This is a genomic window from Streptomyces katrae (genome assembly GCF_000966975.1).
Lineage (GTDB): Bacteria > Actinomycetota > Actinomycetes > Streptomycetales > Streptomycetaceae > Streptomyces > Streptomyces katrae.
This window is the reverse complement of sequence record NZ_JZWV01001668.1, coordinates 1-1308: the sequence shown is the minus strand read 5'-3', so window position 1 is coordinate 1308 and position 1308 is coordinate 1. Positions and strand designations below refer to the sequence as shown.

The 1308-nt window shown below is 73.3% G+C and carries 1 pseudogene; it reads right to left on the bottom strand.

The annotated features are described in order from the left end of the window. Nucleotides 1–1165 (bottom strand): annotated as a pseudogene (locus VR44_RS39960) (serine hydrolase domain-containing protein); the annotation flags it as partial. Nucleotides 1166–1308: the final 143 nt, after the last annotated feature.

Below are 1308 nucleotides of genomic sequence, written 5' to 3'. Positions count from 1 at the left end.
CCAGGTGCGGACGGGGTGCACGGAGTTGCCGAGGAGGACGAGGAAGGAGTCGGTGGAGGGGTCCAGGACCAGGGAGGTGCCGGTGAAACCGGTGTGGCCGGCCGAGTGGGGGGTGGCCATGGCGCCCATGTACCAGTGCCCATGTACCAGTGCTGGTAGAGCTCGAAGCCGAGGCCGTGGTCGTCGCCCGGAAAGGCGGTGTTGTAGTCCGTGAAGAGGAGTTCGACGGAGGCGGGACGCAGGATGCGGCGTCCGGCGTAGGCCCCGCCGTCGAGGAGGGTGCGGGAGAGGACGGCCAGGTCCCAGGCGGTGCCGAAGACGCCGGCGTGGCCCGCGACCCCGCCCAGGGCGTACGCGTTCTCGTCGTGGACCTCGCCCCAGACCAGGCCCCGGTCCAGGCCCGACCACGGCGGTCGCTGCACCTCGGTGGCGGCGGTGGTGCGGCGCCAGGCGCGCGGGGGGTTGTAGCGGGTGCGGTGCATCCCGAGCGGAGCGGTGATCTCGTCGTGGACCAGGGTGTCCAGAGTGCGGCCGGTGATCCGTTCCAGGAGCAGCTGGAGCGTGATGAGGTTCAGGTCCGAGTAGCGGTACACCGTCCCGGGGGTGTCCTGCGGCCGCACCGACCACAGCAGCCTCAACTGCCCCTCTCGGGTGGACTCCTGGTAGAAGGGCGCCCATGAGCGGAGCCCGGAGGTGTGCGTCAGAAGCTGCCGGACGGTGACGGCCTCCTTGCCGCCGCCCGTGAACTCCGGCAGGTAGCGTTCCACCGGGGCCTCCAGCTCCAGCCGGCCCCGCTCCATCTGCTGCACGGCGATGATGGAGGTGAACAGCTTGCTGAGGGAGGCCAGGTCGAAGACGGTGTCCTCGGCCATCGCGATCCGCTCGGCGGCCGGGAACTCGGTGGGCCGGTCCGTGCGCCCGTCGTAGTCCGCGTACCGGAGGGCGTCCCCCATGGCCCGGTGCAGGGCGACCGTTCGGCCGCGCCCCGCGAGGACCACCGCCCCGGCGTAGTAGGGGTGTTCGGGGGAGGGACCGAGGAAGCGCCGGGCCTCCTGCGCCACCTCTTCGAGGTGCCGTTCCAGCAGCCCGGCCTGCCGCGCGGACCCGTAGCAGAACCACCCGGGAGCGCCGCGTGCAGCACGAGCACCCCGCCCAGCGCGAGCAACCGCGCCCCGAGCCGCCGCCGACTGGGGCCGGGGCCGGGCGTCGGCCGGGCGGAGTCCCCGTGACCCTTCCCGCTCCCGGCCCCGGTTCCGGCCCCGCTCCCGCTCTCGCTCCTGCTCCCGGTCCCGGCTCCGGCTCCGGTTC